This is a genomic window from Mycolicibacterium aurum (genome assembly GCF_900637195.1).
GTDB lineage: Bacteria > Actinomycetota > Actinomycetes > Mycobacteriales > Mycobacteriaceae > Mycobacterium > Mycobacterium aurum.
In genome coordinates this window covers 2,055,652-2,073,880 of record NZ_LR134356.1, presented here as the reverse complement: position 1 = coordinate 2,073,880, position 18,229 = coordinate 2,055,652, and the positions used below count along the sequence as shown (strand labels likewise).

Annotated in this window: 16 protein-coding genes; 6 read left to right on the top strand and 10 right to left on the bottom strand. The window is 68.7% G+C overall.

Annotated features, from left to right (window positions below; all coding sequences use genetic code 11):
- The first annotated feature begins 273 nt into the window (after positions 1-273).
- A complete protein-coding gene (locus EL337_RS09805) occupies positions 274-669 on the top strand; it encodes a PH domain-containing protein (RefSeq protein ID WP_048630623.1) in 396 nt (131 codons plus the stop codon).
- Positions 670-673: 4 nt separating this feature from the next.
- Here the strand turns inward: EL337_RS09805 and EL337_RS09800 are convergent, their stop codons facing one another.
- A complete protein-coding gene (locus EL337_RS09800) occupies positions 674-1,507 on the bottom strand; it encodes a DoxX family protein (protein WP_109519756.1) in 834 nt (277 codons plus the stop codon).
- A gap of 147 nt (positions 1,508-1,654) precedes the next feature.
- Here EL337_RS09800 and EL337_RS09795 point away from each other — a divergent pair, with 147 nt between their 5' ends.
- A complete protein-coding gene (locus EL337_RS09795; RefSeq protein ID WP_048630625.1) occupies positions 1,655-2,776 on the top strand; it encodes a PQQ-dependent sugar dehydrogenase in 1,122 nt (373 codons plus the stop codon).
- A gap of 24 nt (positions 2,777-2,800) precedes the next feature.
- On the opposite strand, the gene EL337_RS09790 is transcribed toward EL337_RS09795, so the two are convergent.
- Genes EL337_RS09790 through gatC form a run of 5 tightly spaced genes read right to left on the bottom strand, consistent with a single transcriptional unit; the run spans position 2,801 to position 8,541 of the window.
- Positions 2,801-4,171, bottom strand: coding sequence for a sensor histidine kinase (locus EL337_RS09790; RefSeq protein WP_048630626.1), 1,371 nt, complete (start codon positions 4,169-4,171; stop codon positions 2,801-2,803).
- A 3-nt stretch (positions 4,172-4,174) separates the two neighbouring features.
- Positions 4,175-5,686 carry an Asp-tRNA(Asn)/Glu-tRNA(Gln) amidotransferase subunit GatB gene (gene gatB, locus EL337_RS09785; protein WP_048630627.1) on the bottom strand — a complete coding sequence of 504 codons (1,512 nt, stop codon included), beginning with the start codon at positions 5,684-5,686 and terminating at the stop codon, positions 4,175-4,177.
- Between the two features lie 24 nt (positions 5,687-5,710).
- A complete protein-coding gene (locus tag EL337_RS09780) occupies positions 5,711-6,742 on the bottom strand; it encodes an ATP-dependent 6-phosphofructokinase (RefSeq protein WP_048630628.1) in 1,032 nt (343 codons plus the stop codon).
- A gap of 18 nt (positions 6,743-6,760) precedes the next feature.
- The gene (gene gatA, locus EL337_RS09775; protein WP_048630629.1) at positions 6,761-8,245 is read right to left on the bottom strand and encodes an Asp-tRNA(Asn)/Glu-tRNA(Gln) amidotransferase subunit GatA; all 1,485 of its coding nucleotides are present in this window, start codon (positions 8,243-8,245) and stop codon (positions 6,761-6,763) included.
- Positions 8,242-8,541, bottom strand: a complete 300-nt coding sequence (gene gatC, locus EL337_RS09770) for an Asp-tRNA(Asn)/Glu-tRNA(Gln) amidotransferase subunit GatC (RefSeq protein ID WP_048630931.1) — start codon at positions 8,539-8,541, stop codon at positions 8,242-8,244. Before gatC ends, gatA begins: the two co-directional genes overlap by 4 nt.
- A 73-nt stretch (positions 8,542-8,614) precedes the next feature.
- Between gatC and EL337_RS09765 the strand changes: the two genes are divergently transcribed.
- Positions 8,615-9,283 (top strand): ACT domain-containing protein, encoded by a 669-nt coding sequence (locus EL337_RS09765; RefSeq protein WP_197724216.1) that lies wholly within the window; start codon positions 8,615-8,617, stop codon positions 9,281-9,283.
- A gap of 5 nt (positions 9,284-9,288) precedes the next feature.
- Here EL337_RS09765 and ligA read toward each other — a convergent pair whose 3' ends face one another.
- The gene (ligA, locus tag EL337_RS09760) at positions 9,289-11,415 is read right to left on the bottom strand and encodes an NAD-dependent DNA ligase LigA (RefSeq protein ID WP_048630631.1); all 2,127 of its coding nucleotides are present in this window, start codon (positions 11,413-11,415) and stop codon (positions 9,289-9,291) included.
- 66 nt (positions 11,416-11,481) lie between these two features.
- On the opposite strand from ligA, the gene EL337_RS09755 reads away from it, so the two are divergent.
- A complete protein-coding gene (locus EL337_RS09755) occupies positions 11,482-11,883 on the top strand; it encodes an MmcQ/YjbR family DNA-binding protein (protein ID WP_048630632.1) in 402 nt (133 codons plus the stop codon).
- Positions 11,884-11,917: 34 nt separating this feature from the next.
- Positions 11,918-13,558, top strand: a complete 1,641-nt coding sequence (locus EL337_RS09750; protein WP_048630633.1) for a 4-coumarate--CoA ligase family protein — start codon at positions 11,918-11,920, stop codon at positions 13,556-13,558.
- 19 nt (positions 13,559-13,577) lie between these two features.
- On the opposite strand, the gene EL337_RS09745 is transcribed toward EL337_RS09750, so the two are convergent.
- Both EL337_RS09745 and EL337_RS09740 read right to left on the bottom strand, forming a co-directional pair.
- On the bottom strand, positions 13,578-15,347 hold the full coding sequence (locus EL337_RS09745; RefSeq protein ID WP_232786721.1) for a sensor domain-containing diguanylate cyclase: 1,770 nt from the start codon (positions 15,345-15,347) through the stop codon (positions 13,578-13,580).
- A 108-nt stretch (positions 15,348-15,455) separates the two neighbouring features.
- Positions 15,456-16,466, bottom strand: coding sequence for a uroporphyrinogen decarboxylase/cobalamine-independent methonine synthase family protein (locus EL337_RS09740; RefSeq protein WP_048630635.1), 1,011 nt, complete (start codon positions 16,464-16,466; stop codon positions 15,456-15,458).
- A 35-nt stretch (positions 16,467-16,501) separates the two neighbouring features.
- Here EL337_RS09740 and EL337_RS09735 point away from each other — a divergent pair, with 35 nt between their 5' ends.
- A complete protein-coding gene (locus EL337_RS09735) occupies positions 16,502-17,152 on the top strand; it encodes a sensor domain-containing protein (RefSeq protein ID WP_048630636.1) in 651 nt (216 codons plus the stop codon).
- A gap of 3 nt (positions 17,153-17,155) precedes the next feature.
- On the opposite strand, the gene mnmA is transcribed toward EL337_RS09735, so the two are convergent.
- Entirely contained in the window at positions 17,156-18,229 is a 1,074-nt protein-coding gene (gene mnmA / locus EL337_RS09730; protein WP_048630637.1) for a tRNA 2-thiouridine(34) synthase MnmA, read from the bottom strand.

Genomic DNA, 18,229 nt, shown 5'->3' with positions numbered 1-18,229 from the left:
AATCGGTGCTGGGGCAACAAAAAACCCCCGTCAGCCCAGCGGGCTGTACGAGGGTTGCGCGTCGATGCTGTTTTGCTATGCCCGAATCGGGGCCAGCGCGGCATCAACGCGCAACCCAATTACTACGAGCATGGTCTGCATAGCAGACGACGGTAGCCGCCGAACTGGCCGAAGGTCAAATCTGGGTGCCACCGACGAGCGCGTGCGCGAGGAGCAGACAGGCACCGACGAGCGCTTTCGCGGGCAGCAGACTGCCGGTGGAATGATGGCGGCATGGCTACACGCTCGGCGCCGGGGTCCGCTCCTGTCGTGATCAGGATCTCGCCGATGGCCCACGTGGCGGTGGGCTTCTTCACCTTGGCCCTGCTCGCCGTGGTGCTGGCAGGTCCGCAGTGGTTCGCGCTGCTGCTGCTGATCCCGGTGGCGATGTCGATCGTCGTGGTCCGCTACCGCACCGTCGCAGACCGCGACACGGTCACCGCGCGAACCCTGTTCGGCCGCACGACCGTGCCGTGGGACGACATCGACGGACTGCGGTTCGGGCGTCGCGCCTGGGCGGTGGCTCGCCGCCGGGACGGCACCGAACTGCCGTTGCCCGCGGTGACGTTCTCGACCCTGCCGCTGCTGACTGCCGCCAGCGGCGGTCGGGTACCCAACCCGTACGAGTAGGCGGTCAGGCCAGCGGGTTGGCCCCGTTGAGCAGCATCCAGATCGCCACCCCGGCACCCACCCCGAGCAGCAGCGCGGCGATCGATCCGACAAACGGCCGGCGCGCCCATCCGCGGCCGCCGTCGAGGCCGTACCGGCCCGGGCCGACCAGGATGATGGCCGCCACAGCGCACAGCAGCACGATCTGATACTCGTGGCCGTCGGTGAGGAAGGCGGACAGCCGCGCCTCGTCATGGGCGATCGAGACTTCCGCCAGTATCGAGGTGAGCAGGTAGCCCAACGCGCCCGCCGCCGCGATCGGGGTGAACAACCCGAGCACCAGCAGCACACCTGCCGCGATCTGACCGCCTGCGGCCACGTAGGCCAGGATGTCGGCGTTTCGGAAGCCCACGTCGGTGAGAGAGTCGCGGAACCCGCCGAGGCCGGGACCGCCCCACCAGCCGAACACCTTCTGCAGGCCGTGGCCGATGAACAGCGCACCCACGGCGACGCGCAGCAGCAGCAACCCGAGGTCCTGGGTGCCCCTTCGGTCGTCCCGGCGATCGTCGGAATCGATGAGCCCGACCTCGGTGGGCGCCGCGGTGGACCCGTAGGCGCCGGGCGCCAGACCAGCGCCCGGCTGGACGTACGGCAGGGGTTCGGGGTCGTTCAGCAGGGTGAACGGCTGCTGGCCGCTCGGCTTCGCCGAGTCGTAGCGCGGAATCGCTGTCGTCTCGAAGTCGCCGCCGTAGTGGGCGGAGGGAAGGTCGTCCTCGGGGTCCACCAGGCTCGCCGACGCGGGCCGGCCAGCCGAATCGTCGGGCCGCTGCCAGGGGCGAGGGTCATGGGGACTCGTCACGACAGCCAGGGTAAGTGCTGTTCGGCCCCTAACCGCGGATTAGCGCGGCGCGTTGAGCACGTGTTTGTGCAGTGCTGCGCTGGTCCAGGCCGGTGGCGGCCGGGAGCGCGTGGCGCGCACCGGTCAGCGATCCGTAACCTGGCGTGCATGACTGAGCGTCGGCCGTTGCGGGCTTTCGTCGTGTTGCTGTGTGCGGCACTGCTCGCCGGTTCCGGCTGTGCGCGTTTCGACTCCGCGCAGTCGCAACCCTTCACCACCGAGCCCGAGCTCGCACCCGGACCGACATCCACCCCGCCTCCCCCGCCCCCGCTGCCCGCGAAGCCCTTCCCGAAGGAATGCCCGGCCCCGGGCGTCATGCAGGGTTGCCTGGAGAGCACCAGCGGCCTGATCATGCTGCCGGACAGCCAGTCGGCGCTGGTCGCCGAGCGGACCACCGGCGCGGTCAAGCAGGTGTCGGTGAAGGCCGAGCCGATCACCAAGATGGTCATTCCCGTCGACCCCGGCGGCGACGGCGGCCTGCTGGACATCGTCATGTCCCCCACCTTCATGCAGGACCGCCTGATGTACGCCTACATCAGCACGCCGACCGACAACCGCGTGGTGCGCATCGCCGAGGGCGACCCGCCCAAGCCGATCCTCACCGGCATTCCCAAGGGCGCCACCGGAAACATGGGCTCGCTGATCTTCACGAGCCCGACGACGCTGGTGGTCCAGACCGGCGATGCGGGCAGCCCGGCTCTGGCCGCCGACCCCGGATCGATGGCGGGCAAGCTGCTACGCATCGAGCAGCCGACGACCGTCGACCAGGCGCCGACGACGACCGCCTTGTCCGGCCTCGGACCCGGCGGCAGCATGTGCATCGATCCTGCCGACGAGTCGCTGTACGTCACCGACCGCACTCCCACGGCCGACCGTCTGCAGCGGATCACCAAGGATTCCCGGGTCTCGACGGTGTGGACGTGGCCGGACCGCCCCGGTGTGGCCGGCTGCGCGGCGCTCGACGGCACGGTGCTGGTGAACCTCGTCAACACCAAACAGACCGTGGCGGTGCGGATGGCGCCCGAGACCGGTGCGGTGACAGGCGATCCCGAGGTGGTGCGCCAGGATCAGCACGGTCACGCGTGGGCGCTGCAGGTCTCGCCGGACGGCAACGTCTGGGGAGCCACGGTCAACAAGACCTCCGGTGACCCGATGCGCCTCGACGACGTGGTGTTCCCGCTCTTCCCGCAGGGCGGCGGCTTCCCGCGCACCAACGCCGACAACACGTAGTCCGGCCGGCGCGACAGCGCGAGCTCAGACGGTGCCCGGCCCCGAACCCGGCATGCGCAGCATCAACCGGGTGCCGCCGAGCGGACTGACCTCCAACGCCGCGGTGCCACCGTGTATCTCGGCCTGCTGAGCCACCAGGGCCAGTCCGAGTCCCGATCCCGACCGGGACGCGGTGGTACCCCGGTGGAAGCGCTGGAACACCTCGGCCCGCTCGCACTCGGGCACCCCCGAGCCGTTGTCGTCGACGGCGATCTCCACGCCGGCCGACGAGCTGAGCACACTCAACCGAACCTGGGTTGCGCCACCGTGTTTGACCGCATTGGCGATGGCATTGTCGATGACGAGCCGAAGCCCGGCGGGCATGCCCAGCATCAGCACCGTCGTCGACGACGCCAGCGACACCTCCAGGCCGGGATAGTTGTGCATCGCGTCGTGGGCGGCACGATCGAGTAGTTCGGCCACGTCGACTGGGACGAAGTCGTCGACGGTGGTCAACTCCCCCTGGGCGAGGCGCTCCAGCGCGGTGAGGGTCGCCTCGATCCGCGACTGGGTCCGGATGACGTCGCTGATGACCTCGTCGCGCTGCTCAGCTCCCAGATCCAGCGTCGAGAGCACCTCCAGGTTCGTGCGCATCGCGGTCAGCGGTGTGCGCAGCTCATGCGACGCGACGGCGGCGAAGTCACGTGCGGACTCCAGCGCCGCACGGGTGCGCTGCTGCTCGTCACCGATGCGCGCGAGCATGCCCTCCACCGCCTCGGAGATCTCGACCGCCTCCCACACTCCGCGCACCTGCACCTCGTCGGGGTTGGACTGCGCATTGATGGCGCGAGCCTGCTGCGCAAGCAGCCGGAACGGGTTGACCATGATCAGCGCGATCACCCAGCCGACCAGCAGCGTGCCCAGGATCACCCCGAAGCAGATCCAGAACACCCGCCAGTGCAGGCCGTCGATGCGGGCCTGGGTGTCCTCCAGCGGCGCCCCGAGTGCCACGGACGCGTTGTCGGTGGTGATGGTGCGGACGCGGTACTCGACACCGTCGATCGTCGCGTCGGCATATCCGCTGGCGAGTTCGGGCAGCACGATGTCCGCCGGTATCGAGACGGTGGCACCGCTGAACCGCGCGGTGCGCACCAGACCACCCTCGGTCTCCTCCGGGCCGACGCCCTCACGGGCGCTGCGCAGCAGGGTGTTGACGTCGCCCAGGCTCGACAACGAATCCAGCCGCCGGTCGAGCTGGTCGTACTGGTCGTTGGTGACGCCCACCCACACCCACACGCCCAGCGTCAGCACCAGGATGATCACCCCCAGCTGGGACAGGATCACGATCGAGCGCAGTGACAGCAGCCGCAGCGGGTGTTGCAGCAGTCGGAAGACCAGGTCCTGCGGGCTTTTCATCGGTCAGCTACACGCGGCGAGGACGAGCTCGCGCACCCGCGCGGCGTCCGCCTGGCCCTTGGTGGCCTTCATGACTGCGCCGACGATCGCGCCCGCGGCCGCCACCTTGCCGCCGCGGATCTTCTCGACGATGTCGGGTTGCGCCGCGAGAGCTTCGTCGATGGCCGCCTGGATCAGCGACTCGTCGCGCACCATGGCCAGACCGCGGTCGGCCATCACCTGCTCGGGGTCGCCCTCGCCGGCCAGCACGCCTTCGACCACCTGACGCGCCAGTTTGTTCGACAGCGTGCCGTCGTCGACCAGCTTGACCACGGCGGCAACCTGCGCCGGCGTGATCGGGAGGTCCTCGAGCGCGACGGCCTTCTCGTTGGCTTTCTGCACCAGGAAGTTGCCCCACCACGCGCGGGCCTGGTCGCTGGACACACCTTCGGCGACGGTGGCCGCGATCAGGTCCAGCGCGCCGATGTTGACGAGGTCACGCATCACCTCGTCGGAGATTCCCCAGTCGTCCTGAATCCGCTTGCGCGACAACCACGGAAGCTCCGGAATGGTCTGCCGCAGGCGCTCGACCAGTTCGGCGCTCGGAGCCACGGGCTCGAGGTCGGGCTCGGGGAAGTACCGGTAGTCCTGCGCGGTCTCCTTGCTACGCCCCGGCGAGGTGTAGCCGTCTTCGTGGAAGTGGCGGGTCTCCTGGGTGACCGTGCCCCCGGCGTCGAGAACTGCTGCCTGCCTACGCATCTCGTAGTGGACCGCGACCTCGACGCTCTTGAGGGAGTTCACGTTCTTGGTCTCGGTACGGGTACCGAACTCCGCTCGGCCGATCGGCTTGAGTGAGACGTTGGAGTCGCAGCGCATCGAGCCCTGGTCCATCCGTACATCGGAGACATCCAACGCGCGCAACAGGTCTCGAAGGGCTGTCACGTATGCGCGGGCGATCTCGGGGGCACGCGCGCCGGTACCCTCGATGGGTTTGGTGACGATCTCGATCAGCGGCACGCCCGAACGGTTGTAGTCGGCGAGCGACGTCGTCGCCCCGGCGATACGTCCGGTGTCGCTGCCCAGGTGGGTCAGCTTGCCGGTGTCCTCCTCCATGTGGGCGCGCTCGATCTCGATCCGCCACGTGGTGCCGTCGTCGAGCGGCACGTCGAGGTAGCCGTTGACCGCGATCGGTTCGTCGTACTGGGAGATCTGGTAGTTCTTCGGCTGATCCGGATAGAAGTAGTTCTTGCGGGCGAACCGACCCCACGGGGCGATGTCGCAGTTGAGCGCCAGCCCGATCCGGATCGCCGACTCCACCGCGGCCCCGTTGAGCACGGGCAGCGAGCCGGGCAGCCCGAGGCAGACCGGACACACCTGGGTGTTGGGTTCACCGCCGAATCTGTTGGCGCACCCGCAGAACATCTTCGTGGCCGTCGACAGTTCGACATGCACCTCGAGGCCGAGCACCGGCTCGTACGTGGCGATGACCTCGTCGTAGTCCAGCAGCGGTGCGGTGGCCGAAGTCACGGAAGTCATGCCGTGAATCCTAGTGGCCGTCGGTCAGCCGAAGAACTCGGCGGCGTCGTCGTAGCGGCTCTGCGGCACCAGTTTGAGCTGGCGCACCGCGTCCGCCAGCGGCACCCGTCCGATCTCCTGCCCCCGCAGCGACACCATCATCCCGTACTCGCCCGCGTGGGCGGCGTCGGCCGCGTTCACCCCGAACCGGGTGGCCAGGACGCGGTCGTACGGGGTCGGGGTGCCGCCGCGCTGGACGTGGCCGAGCACGGTGACCCGTACTTCCTTGTTGATCCGCTTCTCGATCTCGACGCCGAGCTGGTGTGCCACACCGGTGAACTTCTCGTGCCCGAACTCGTCGGTGCCGCCCTGCTTCAACTGCATCGACCCCTCGGCCGGTTTGGCACCCTCGGCCACCACACAGATGAAGTGCGAATCACCGCGCACAAACCGTTGTTTGACCAGCCGGCACACTTCCTCGACGTCGAACGGCTGTTCGGGGATCAGCGTCATGTGCGCACCCGAGGCCAGGCCGGCGTTCAGCGCGATCCAGCCGGCGTGGCGGCCCATCACCTCGACGAGCATCACCCGCTGGTGCGATTCGGCGGTGCTGTGCAGCCGGTCGATGGCGTCGGTGGCGACGTGCAGCGCGGTGTCGTGGCCGAAAGTGACATCGGTGCAGTCGATGTCGTTGTCGATGGTCTTGGGCACCCCGACGACGGGGACATTTTCTTCCGAGAGCCAGTGCGCTGCGGTCAGCGTGCCTTCGCCCCCGATCGGGATCAGCACATCGATCCCGTTGTCCTCCAGCGTCTGCTTGATCTGGTCCAGCCCGGCGCGCAACTTGTCGGGGTTCACCCGCGCGGTGCCGAGCATGGTGCCGCCTTTGGCGAGCAGCCGGTCATTGCGGTCGTCGTTCTTGAGCTGGACGCGGCGATCCTCCAGTAGACCTCGCCAGCCGTCCTGAAACCCGACGACCGACGAGTTGTACCGCACGTCGCAGGTGCGGACGACCGCCCTGATCACCGCGTTCAGGCCGGGGCAGTCGCCGCCTCCGGTGAGCACTCCGATACGCATGGGCCCTATCCTCCCCCGCTAGAGCGCAGTTGGCAGCGGTCCGCGCGCAGCTTCGTACGCGGCACCGACGCGGTAGAGCCGGTCGTCGGCCAGCCCCGGCGCCATGATCTGCAGCCCGACCGGCAGATTGTCGTCGTCAGACAGTCCTGACGGCACCGACATCCCGCAGTGCCCGGCCAGGTTCAACGGCAGCGTGCACAGGTCGAACAGGTACATCGACAGCGGGTCGTCGACCTTCTCCCCGAGGCGGAACGCCGTAGAAGGAGTAGTCGGCGTCACTAATACGTCGACCTTCTGGTATGCCTCGTCGAGGTCGCGGGCGATCAGCGTGCGGACCTTCTGCGCCTGGTTGTAGTAGGCGTCGTAGTACCCGGCCGACAGCGCGTAGGCGCCGATCATGATCCGGCGCTTGACCTCGGGACCGAAGCCGGCGGCGCGGGTCATCGCCATGACCTCCTCGGCACTGTGGGTGCCGTCGTCGCCGACCCGCAACCCGTATCGCATGCCGTCGAACTTCGCCAGGTTCGACGACACCTCCGAGGGCAGGATCAGGTAGTAGGCGGGCAGCGAGTAGTCGAAGTGCGGACAATCCACCTCACTGACCTCGGCACCCAGCGCGGTCAGCTGGTCCACGGCCGCGGTGAACGACGCGAGGACGCCCGGCTGGTAACCCTCGCCGCTGCGCAACTGCTTGACCACCCCGATGCGGACGCCCGTCAGGTCGCCGGACGCACCGGCCCTGGCTGCGGCCACGACGTCGGGCACGGCCGCATCCAGCGACGTCGAATCCCGGGGATCGTGCCCGGCGATGACCTGGTGCAGCAGCGCCGTGTCCAGCACGGTGCGGCCGCAGGGACCGCCCTGGTCGAGTGACGACGCGCACGCGATCAGGCCGTACCGCGACACGGTGCCGTAGGTGGGTTTGACGCCGACGGTGGCGGTGAGGGCGGCGGGTTGCCGGATCGAACCGCCTGTGTCGGTTCCGATTGCCAACGGCGCCTGGAACGCGGCGAGCGCGGCAGCGCTGCCGCCACCCGAGCCGCCGGGTACCCGCTCGACGTCCCACGGGTTGCGGGTGGGACCGAACGCCGAGTTCTCGGTCGAGCTGCCCATCGCGAACTCGTCCATGTTGGTCTTGCCGAGGATCGGGATGCCGGCGGCACGCAACCGCGCGGTGACGGTGGCGTCATACGGAGACATCCAGCCGTCGAGCATCTTCGATCCGCACGTGGTGGGCATGTCGGTGGTGGTGAAGACATCCTTGAGTGCCAGGGGAACCCCCGCCAGCGGAGACGCCGGTTCGTCGCCGTCGGCGATGGCCTTGTCGGCGTCGGCCGCAGCGGCCAGCGCCCGGTCCGCGGCGACGTGCAGGAACGCGTGGTACTCCCCGTCGGTGGCCGCGATCTGGTCCAGGTGGGCCTGCGTCACCTCCGTGGACGACAGCTCTTTCGCGGCGATCTTGGCGCCGAGCGTTGCGGCGTCGAACGTGATGAGCTCATTCACTCGGGTTCTCCCAAAATTCGGGGTACCGCGAAGCGGCCCTCGACGGCATCGGGGGCGGCGGCCAACGCCTCCTCCTGGGTCAGGCACGGCTGCGGAACGTCGTCGCGGAACACGTTGACACTCGTCAACGGATTGTCGGTGGCCTCGACACCGGCGACGTCGACAGCCTGAATCCGGCTGACGTGCTCGAGGATGGCATCGAGCTGCCCCGCGAAACTGTCGAGCTCACTGTCGGTCAGGGCGAGTCGGGCGAGACGCGCCAGGTGCGCTACCTCGTCGCGGGAGATCTGAGACACGACCACGAAGCCTAGTTGACGCTGCCCGGGACGATCTCCTCCGAGTCGCCGGGCCCCGGCGGTCCATGACACAGTGTTGCCCGTGCCTTCGTATCTGCTGCGGGTGCAGCTAGAGGACAGGCCGGGCAGTCTCGGCTCCCTCGCCGTGGCACTCGGCTCGGTGGGCGCCGACATTCTGTCGCTCGACGTGGTGGAACGCCTCTCCGGCTACGCGATCGACGATCTGGTGGTCGAACTGCCTCCCGGCGCGATGCCCGACATGTTGATCACGGCCGCAGAGAAACTCAACGGGGTCTACGTCGACAGCATCCGGCCGCACACCGGGCTGCTCGAAGCCCACCGGGAGCTGGAGCTGATCGACCACGTCGCCGCGGCGGACGGCAAGCTCAAGAGGCTTCAGGTCCTCGTCGACGAGGCACCCAAAGTGCTGAGGGTCGGCTGGTGCACGGTGGTCCAGTTGACGGATTCGGGCTCCGAACGGGTGGTGGGCAGCTCAGGCGCCCCCGAGACCCAGGCGGCCGAGACGCCCTGGCTGCCGCTGGAGCGCGCGGAACCGCTGGACGCCACCGCGGACTGGGTGCCCCAGGTATGGCGCGACATCGATACGACATTGGCTGCCGCGCCGCTGGGTGATCCGCGGACCGCGATCCTGCTGGGCCGCGCGGGCGGACCCGACTTCCGGCCGAGTGAGGTGGCACGGCTGGGCTACCTGGCCGGCATCGTCGCGACGATCATCGGCTGACCGCCTCACGCCTCTGCTTCGGCCCTGGGCCCGTGTTCCAGCAGTGCGCGGAATCCGTCCTCGTCCAGGATCGGCACACCCAGTTCGACCGCCTTGTCGTACTTGGAGCCGGGTGAGTCGCCGGCCACCACGTACGCGGTCTTCTTCGACACGGAGCTCGCGGCTTTTCCGCCGCGGGCGATGATCGCTTCCTTCGCCTCGTCGCGACTGAACGCGGGCAGCGAGCCGGTCACGACGATCGACAGCCCCTCCAGCGTCCGTTCGATGCTGGCGTCGCGCTCGTCGGCCATCCGGACCCCGGCCGCACGCCACTTGTCGACGATCGCGCGGTGCCAGTCGACGCTGAACCAGTCGACCACCGCGGTCGCGATGGTGGGGCCCACCCCTTCGGTGGCGGCGAGCTGCTCCTCTGACGCGGCGACGATCGCGTCGAGGCTGCCGAACTCGGTGGCCAGGGCCCGCGCAGCGGTGGGACCGACGTGCCGGATCGACAGCGCGACCAGCACCCGCCACAGCGGCTGTGCCTTCGCCTTGCCGAGATTCGCCAGCAGGCGCCTGCCGTTGGCCGACACCTCACCGGCCTTGGTGGTGAACAGCTCGGTCTGCAACAGGTCCTCGGCGGTCAGGCCGAACAGGTCGCCCTCGTCGGTGATCACCCCGGCCTGCAGAAGCGCGATGGCGGCCTCGTAGCCCAGACCCTCGATGTCGAACGCGCCACGACCGGCGACGTGAAACACCCGCTCCCGCAACTGCGCCGGGCAGGTTCGCGAGTTCGGGCAGCGGATGTCGGCGTCGCCTTCCTTGGCGGGGGCCAATTCGGTGCCGCATTCCGGGCAGTGGGTGGGCATCTCGAACGCCCGCTCCGACCCGTCGCGCAGATCGACGACGGGACCGAGCACTTCGGGGATGACGTCGCCGGCCTTGCGGATCACCACGGTGTCGCCGATCAGCACGCCTTTGCGTTTGACCTCAGAACCGTTGTGCAACGTGGCCAGCCCGACCGTGGACCCTGCGATCTTGACCGGCTCCATATAGGCGAACGGGGTGACGCGGCCGGTCCTGCCGACGTTGACCCGGATGTCGAGGAGTTTGGTCTGCGCCTCCTCGGGCGGATATTTGTACGCCACGGCCCAGCGCGGAGCACGCGACGTTGCGCCCAGGCGCCGCTGCAGGCTCACGTCGTCGACTTTCACGACCAGTCCGTCGATCTCGTGCTCGACGTCATGGCGATGCTCGCCCCAGTACGCGATGCGTTCGGTGACCGCGTCCAGCCCCGTCACCGCGGCGGTGTGATCGGAGACCGGCAATCCCCAGGCCTTGAGCGCCCGGTACGCGTCGTGCAGCGTCGCGAAGGGGAAACCCCCGGCGCTCTCGATATGGCCCAGCCCGTGACAGATCATCCGCAACCGCCGCTTGGCCGTCACCGCGGGATTCTTCTGGCGCAGCGAACCGGCCGCACTGTTGCGCGGGTTGGCGAACGGCGGCTTGCCCTCGGCGACCAGCCCGGCGTTGAGCTCTTCGAAGTCGGCGACGCGGAAGAACACCTCACCACGCACCTCGAGAACCCGAGGCAATGGGAATTGATCACTGCCGGTGAGCTTTTCGGGGATGTCCTCGATCGTGCGGGCGTTCAGCGTGACGTCTTCTCCGGTGCGCCCGTCACCGCGGGTGGCGGCCCGTTCGAGGCGACCGTCACGGTAGACCAGCGCCAGGGCCACTCCGTCGATCTTGAGCTCACAGAGGTACTGCGCATCGGCGCCGATCTCGCCCTTGATCCTGTCCGCCCAGGCGAGGAGCTCGTCCGGGGTGAAGACGTTGTCGAGGCTGAGCATGCGCTCCAGGTGGTCGGCCGACGTGAAATCGGTGGCGAAGCCGGCGCCGCCGACCAGCTGGGTGGGCGAGTCGGGGGTGCGCAGCTCGGGATGCTGCTCTTCGAGAGCCTCCAGGGCACGCAGCAGCTCGTCGAACTGGGCATCGGTGATGGTGGGAGAGTCACGCACGTAATACCGGAACTGGTGCGCGCGAACCTCGTCCGCGAGCTCCTGCCACCGGCGGCGCACATCCGCGTCGGTGGCGTCGCCCGCCTGCTCTGCCAGCACCGCCTCGGGGTCCGGGGTCGTCTTGGAACTCACCAGGGAAGGCTATCCGAGGGTCCCGACAGCCCGGATTGTGTCCGACCCGCTGGGTAACCTGACGCCATGCCGCATCCGATCATGTTCCGTGATGACGATGTGGGGCTTGCCGACGTGCGCAGGATCGCACTCGGGTTTCCCGGGGCGTTCGAGAAGATCTCCTGGGGCCGCCCGGTGTTCTGCGCGCCGAAGATGTTCGCCATGTACGGCGGAAGCGTCAAAGGTGACACACGGGGCGAGTACCTGCAGTACCCGCACTCGATCCTGGTCAAGGTCGACGACAGCGACCGCGCAGCCCTCGAGCAAGACCGTCGATTCTTCTTCCCGGCCTACATGGGCCCGTTCGGCTGGCTGGGTCTGGACCTCACCGCCGCCGACATCGATTGGACCGAGGTGGCCGAACTGATCGATGCGTCGTTCCGGATGGTCGCGGCGAAGAAATTGATCGCGCAGCTCGACCAAGGCTGAGACTGCCGCGGGCCGGCATGGTTCGATCGACCCCATGAGCTTCGCGAGCCCCTTCCCCGAAGTCGACATCCCGACCGCCAGCGTCTACGACTACATCTTTTCCGGCTTGTCCGGCCCCGACGGACCCGATGACGCCGACCTCGACCGCGTCGCGCTGATCGACGCGAAGTCCGGCAGGCAGACCCCCTACCGAGAGTTGGTGGCCCGCATCGACTCGTTCGCCGGGGCGCTGGCAGACCGCGGCATCGGCGTCGGCGACGTGGTCGGCTTGCTCGCGCCCAACAGCTCCGCGTTCGCCGTCGCCTTCCACGGCATCCTCCGGGCCGGCGCGACGGCGACGACGGTCAACGCGCTCTTCACGGCCAAGGACATCGCCAAGCAGCTGACCGACTCGAAAGCGACGATGCTCATCACGGTCACCGCGCTGCTCGCGCAGGCCAAGGAAGGCGCGGCGGCGGCCGGCCTGTCCGACGAGAACCTGGTCGTGCTCGACGGGGCCGGCCGTGACGGCACCGGCGATGGCGCGGGCCACCCCAACGCAGCGGATCTGCTGGCCGCGGGAACCCCTGCGCCACAAGCCGATTTCGCGCCCTCGTCGCACCTCGCGGTGCTGCCCTACAGCTCCGGGACAACCGGAAACCCCAAGGGCGTGATGCTCACGCATCGCAACCTGGTGGCCAACGTCGCTCAGATCCGGCCGCTGCACGGCATGGTCCGTGACGACGTCGTGCTTGCGGTGCTGCCGTTCTTCCACATCTACGGGATGACCGTGCTGCTGAATGCGGCGCTGCACGCACGCGCCCGGCTCGTCATCATGCCGAGCTTCGACCTCGGCGAGTTTCTCGGCAACATCGCCGAGCACAAGTGCACCATCGCGTTCATCGCACCGCCGGTGGCGGTCGCGCTCGCCAAGCATCCGCTCGTCGACGATCACGATCTGTCCTCGTTGCAGGTCGTCATGTCCGGCGCCGCCCCGCTGGACGCCGACCTCGGCCACGCCGTGGCGAAACGGCTCGGCTGCAAGGTGGTGCAGGGCTACGGAATGAGCGAGCTCAGCCCGGTCAGCCACATCACCCCGTTCGACGGCGGCCGGGTGAACATGCACGACGATGCACCGTTGAGCTCCGTCGGCTGGACGGTGTCCAACGCCGCCTCCAAATTGGTGGACCCGGAGACCGGAGAGGAAATCTCCGTTCCCACAGAGGGTTTGAGCAAGACCGGCGAGTTGTGGTTCAAGGGCCCCAATGTCATGGCCGGCTACCTCAACAACGACGACGCCACCCGCGAGACCATCGACGACGACGGCTGGCTGCACACCGGCGACCTCGCACAGGTCGACGCCAGAGGCCTGGTGTACATCGTCGATCGGCTCAAGGAGCTGATCAAGTACAAGGGCTACCAGGTGCCACCCGCCGAACTCGAGGCGGTGCTGCTGTCGCATCCCGAGATCGCCGATGCCGCGGTGATCGGGGTGCGCGACGACGAGGGCGAAGAGGTGCCCAAGGCGTTCGTGGTGAAGCAGGGCGACTCGGGTCTGACCGACACCGACGTCATCGACTTCGTCGCCGGCCAGGTGGCCCCGTACAAAAAGGTCCGCCAGGTCGAGTTCATCGACGCGATACCCAAATCCGCGTCGGGCAAGATCCTGCGCAAGGATCTGCGCACTCACACCTGAGCCGCCCAGCGGGGCACGGTCAGAGCCGCGCCAGCTGGTTCCGTCCGCGATTCTTGGCCAGATAGACCGCCTTGTCGGCGCGGATCACGGTGTCCTCCAACGCATCCCCGGACAGATGCGTGGTGTGGCCGATGGAGCACGTCTGCCCGAACGGCACGCAGTTACGAATCCGGCCGAGGATCTTCTCGGCATGCTCGGGTGCGGTGTCGGGTAGCGCGACGATGAACTCTTCGCCTCCCCAACGCGCGAGCACGTCCCCGGCGCGGACCGAGGCGGCAGCGGCGGTGGCGAAGTTCTGCAGCAAAGCGTCACCGGCGGGGTGTCCGAACCTGTCGTTGTAGCTCTTGAAGTTGTCCAGGTCGATGACGGCGATCGTCATCGGGGTACCGCGCGCCATGTCGGAGATCACCATCGACACCTGCGCATCCCACGCGCGCCGGTTGAGCAGGCCCGTCAACGGATCCGTCGAGGCGGAATGCTTCAGCGCCGCATGGGCCGCTGCCAGCGCAGAGACATCCCGGACTTCCAACTGCACACTCAGCTCGCCGGAATGGTCCACCGTCGTCGCATTGAACTCCACCGCGATCTCGGCGCCGTCCAGGCGCCGCAGGACGCCACGCTGGGCCCGCACCATGCGTGTTCCCGACAGGGTCACGTCCAGCATCGCCTGCGACTCCCGCCGGAGCCGGTCCGGGACGAAGTTCAGCGCCGGCGCCAGGGTGAGCTGGTCGAAGGTCGTCGCTCCGAGCAGCGCGATCCCCTCCGGGTTGGCGTACGCGAGCTTGCCGGCGGCGTCGACCACCAGCACCGCTGCCGGTGACTGCTCGACCAGTGCCCGCCATCGCGCCTCGGCCGCCGCGTGCGCCGCCCGTGCTTCGGTGAGTTCGGTGACGTCGGTGGACACCCCGCCGACGCCGATCACCTCGCCGCCGTCGTCGACCAAGGGGAACTTCGTCGACCGGTAGGTGTGCACCGACCCGTCGGGGTGAATCACGTCCTCGCTGAACACCTGCCATTCCCGCGTCGCCATGATGTGCCTGTCGTTGCGGCCGTAGGCATCGGCGATCTCGGGCTCGAAGAAGTCGTAGTCCGTCCCGCCGATCAGCCCTCGCTCGGTCTGGGTGACGTGCTCGAGCGCGCGATTGGCCATGACGAAACGGCCGTTGACGTCCTTGGCGAACACCAGAACGTCGGTGTGCTCGAGGACGCCCGTGAGCATCCGCTGCTGCTGGCGCACCGCGAGGTCGGCGGCGCGCCGCGATGCGTTCTCGGTGGCGAACTCGTGGGCCCGGCGCCGCAACAGCAGGAGGTGACGCGCCTGCCCGGCGAGCCTGTGCAGGTGGCTGCGTTGCGCCGCGGTCAGGATCCGCGGTTCGCGGTCCATGACACAGAGAGTGCCGACCGTCTGTCCCTCGTCCACGACAAGGGGGACGCCGGCATAGAAACGCAGATGCGGGTCGCCGGTCACCATCGGGTGTGTCGCAAAGCTCGGGTCTCGGTGGGTGTCCGCGATCTCGATTTGCTCCGACCCGGCCACCACGTGCACACAGAACGAACGATTGTGTGGCAGCTCCGAGATATCAAGTCCGTGAGTGGATTTCAGCCACACCCGGTCGGCGTCGACGAAGGTCACCGCAGCCATCGCAACGCCGCAGACATCCGCGGCGAGCGCCACAAGGTCATCGAACATCTCTTCGGGCGGCGAGTCCAGGATGGCCAGGGAGTCGAGTGCGAGGAGGCGGGTGATCTCACTCGCGTGACGTCTGGAACCTCGCCCCCGCACCGGCATCATCCCCGACACACGCATCGCTTCCCGTGACAGATCGCGCTCACCCCACCGCCGGCCAGGCCGGCTCCCGCACATGAGACTAGACGAGGAAGCGACGCGGATCGAGCATCAAATCTCCTCCGGGTCTTCGGCGAGCCGGTCGGCGGCCTGCTGCGCCAACTCGATCGCCGCCCGCGCCCAGGCCGGCGTCGCCCCGGCGAGTCCGCACGCCGGGGTGACCCCGACCCGGTCCCGCAGCACTCCCCTGGCGAACCCGAGCCGGTCGGTCACGTCCGCCACCGTGGCGGCGATCTCCGTGGCGGATGGTCCCGGTCCCGAGACCGCGGTGGGCACCACACCGAGGAGTACGGTCCGGCCCGAGTCCACGAACTCGCCGATGCCGTCCAGATCAGCCGGGGTGAGCGTGTTGACGTCAAGGGCGATGGCGCTGATAAGGCTGCGCTGCAACAGTTTCCACGGAAGATCGGCAGCACAGCTGTGTAGCGACACCTCCCCGCCCACCACCTCGACGCACTCGTCGAGGAGGGTGGTGACCAACGACTCATCCACGGGATGAACGGGATTCAGGCTCGTCACACCGGTGAGCCGGCCGGCCAGCGCGGCCGGCAACAACGGTTCGTCGAACTGCACCACCACCGGGCTGCCCAGCCGCAGCGCGAGCCGCGCCCGATGCTGGGCCACCCCCTCTGCCAGCGACGCCGCCAGGTCGCGCACCGCGCCGTAGTCGGTCAGCGCACGGTGCCCACCGCCGAGCTCCAGTTGCGCGGCCAGGGTCACCGGGCCGGGTGCCTGAACCTTGACCACGCGCTCACTGCCCCGCAGTCCGGCCTTCTCCCAGGCCTCTTCCAGCGCATCGAGATCCTCGTCGAGCAGGCTGACCGCGCGGCGGGTGACAGCCCTGCGCCCCGGTGCGATGCGATAGCCGCGCGGCACGGTGTCGATCGAGATGTCGACAAGAAGCGCGCCGGCGCGGCCGATCAGATCGGCGCCCACTCCGCGGCCGGGCAGCTCGACGAGATGCGGCATGTGGTGCAGCTCCCCGACGACCACCTCGGCAGCCTCTCTGGCCGATGTACCCGGCCAGGATCCGACGCCCGTGGCAGTCGCGTAAACACTCACTCGCCCGACGATATTCGACGGACTACCGTCGGGGTATGACGGGCCGCGTCTTCGCGTCGCTGGTAGGTGCCGCGGCGATCCTGGCCGCGGGGTGCAGCCAGACGGTCACCGGCGCGGCCGTCCGGCCGGTCCCGGCCGTCGACGAGGACTCGCGCTCCCCCGTGGACGTCGACGCCGTGCTGCTGGACCGCGCCCAGATGCAGGCGGTCACCGGTGCGGGCGAGGACCTGACCGCCATTCCGGGGACCGAGAGCAAGGTGCCGGTGGACCTGGGCGATGTGCCTGGGTTGGCACCGGTTGCCCTTCCCCCGCAATGTGAATGGGTTTATGCCGAGACCCAGGTCTTCGGGTCGGAGGTCGAGGAGTTCCGCAAGTCGACCTATCAGAACCCGCCGGCAGGCGGCCTCATCTCGCAGGCAGCCGCGGGATACCGGGACACCGCCACCTCCCGCCGCGCACTCGAGGCCATCAGCGAACGGATCCGGGGGTGCGCGGCCACCAGCTCCGGCCGGGCCATGGTGGGTGAGGTGGCGACGACGCCGGATTCGGTGCAGACCCGTCCCGGCAACTGCGGCCGCGACTACCGGGTGAAGTCCGTGGTGCTGGTCGAGGTCACGTTCTGCGCATTCCCCGACTCGGTGCCAGGCATCGTGATGACCAACATCCTGGCCAAGGTGCCGGGCTGACGGTTACTGAGCCGCGCGGATGGTCGCGCTGGCCAGCACCTCGTCGCCGTCGGGATCCGGCCGGTACAGCACCAGGGTCTGACCGGGGGCCACGCCACGCAGTGGGCTGCGCAGGTCGACCGCCAGGTCGCCGTCACGCACTTCGGCGACGGCGTCAGCGATGCCCCCGTGGGCGCGGACCTGGACCACGCATTCCACCGGACCACCGGGTGCGACGCCGGAGGTGAACACCGGCGCTTCGCCGAGCAGGCTGGTGACCTCGAGATCGGCGCGATCGCCGACGTGCACGGTGCCCGTCTCGGCATCGATGCCCGTCACGTACCGGGGCCGGCCGTCGGGACCCGGACCGGGGATGCCCAGCCCCTTGCGCTGACCGATCGTGAAACCGTGCACCCCGTCGTGCTCGGCGAGCACCGTGCCGGCGGCGTCGACCACAGAGCCCCGGCGCACGCCGATGCGCGCACCCAGGAAGGCCCGGGTGTCTCCGGACGGGATGAAGCAGATGTCATGGCTGTCGGCCTTGTCGGCCACCGACAACCCGCGACGGGCCGCCTCCTCGCGGATCTGCGACTTCGGGGTGTCCCCGATGGGGAACACCGCGTGCCGCAGTTGCTCGGCGGTCAGCACGGCCAGCACATAGGACTGGTCCTTGTCGTGGTCGACGGCGCGCCGCAGCCGGCCGTCCGAGAGCCGCGCGTAGTGGCCGGTGGCCAGCGCGTCGAAGCCCAGCGCCAGCGCACGGGAGGCCAGGGCCGAGAACTTGATGCGCTCGTTGCACCGCACGCAGGGGTTGGGTGTCTCACCCCGCGCATAGGATTCCACGAAGTCGTCGATCACGTCCTCTTTGAACCGATCGGCGAAATCCCAGACGTAGAACGGGATCTCGAGCACATCGGCGACACGGCGGGCGTCACCGGCGTCTTCCTTGGAGCAGCACCCGCGCGATCCGGTGCGCAGCGTTCCCGGCGCGGAGGACAACGCCAGGTGTACCCCGACGACGTCGTGTCCCGCGTCGACCATCCTGGCCGCAGCCACCGAGGAATCCACGCCACCGCTCATGGCGACCAACACACGCAT

Excerpts from the sequence above, each read along its gene's own strand:
- EL337_RS09805 (WP_048630623.1), top strand. The coding sequence starts at position 274 with ATGGCTACACGCTCGGCGCCGGGGTCCGCTCCTGTCGTGATCAGGATC.
- EL337_RS09795 (WP_048630625.1), top strand. The coding sequence starts at position 1,655 with ATGACTGAGCGTCGGCCGTTGCGGGCTTTCGTCGTGTTGCTGTGTGCG.
- EL337_RS09790 (WP_048630626.1), bottom strand. The coding sequence starts at position 4,171 with ATGAAAAGCCCGCAGGACCTGGTCTTCCGACTGCTGCAACACCCGCTG.
- gatB (WP_048630627.1), bottom strand. The coding sequence starts at position 5,686 with ATGACTTCCGTGACTTCGGCCACCGCACCGCTGCTGGACTACGACGAG.
- EL337_RS09780 (WP_048630628.1), bottom strand. The coding sequence starts at position 6,742 with ATGCGTATCGGAGTGCTCACCGGAGGCGGCGACTGCCCCGGCCTGAAC.
- EL337_RS09755 (WP_048630632.1), top strand. The coding sequence starts at position 11,482 with ATGCCGCATCCGATCATGTTCCGTGATGACGATGTGGGGCTTGCCGAC.
- EL337_RS09750 (WP_048630633.1), top strand. The coding sequence starts at position 11,918 with ATGAGCTTCGCGAGCCCCTTCCCCGAAGTCGACATCCCGACCGCCAGC.
- EL337_RS09745 (WP_232786721.1), bottom strand. The coding sequence starts at position 15,347 with ATGCCGGTGCGGGGGCGAGGTTCCAGACGTCACGCGAGTGAGATCACC.
- EL337_RS09735 (WP_048630636.1), top strand. The coding sequence starts at position 16,502 with ATGACGGGCCGCGTCTTCGCGTCGCTGGTAGGTGCCGCGGCGATCCTG.
- mnmA (WP_048630637.1), bottom strand. The coding sequence starts at position 18,229 with ATGCGTGTGTTGGTCGCCATGAGCGGTGGCGTGGATTCCTCGGTGGCT.